At 34.1% G+C, this 290-nt stretch carries 1 pseudogene; it reads left to right on the forward strand.

What is annotated here, in order from left to right:
• Nucleotides 1–113: 113 nt before the first annotated feature.
• Nucleotides 114–290: pseudogene (locus FC37_RS10330) on the forward strand (IS256 family transposase); the annotation flags it as partial.

Below are 290 nucleotides of genomic sequence, written 5' to 3' on the forward strand. Positions count from 1 at the left end.
TTTGTGTAAGGATGGATATTTCCTTAATTTTATTTCCCTGAATATTAGAAAAAGGAATCCTTTTCCCGTATGATTGATTTGAACGAAAAACATACTAGAAAAGAGATTCCTTCATGAATGATTTTACCAAAGATATGGCTAATGCTCTATTCAATCAGGATAAAATTAATGATTTATTTAGACAAAAGCTCCAACAGGCTGTCAATGACCTGCTTGAATCCGAATTAGGCTACAATCCTTATGAGCGCGATGGCTGGAATACCGGAAATTCTAGAAATGGTGCTTATTAC

The organism is Lactobacillus gallinarum DSM 10532 = JCM 2011, assembly GCF_001434975.1.
GTDB lineage: Bacteria > Bacillota > Bacilli > Lactobacillales > Lactobacillaceae > Lactobacillus > Lactobacillus gallinarum.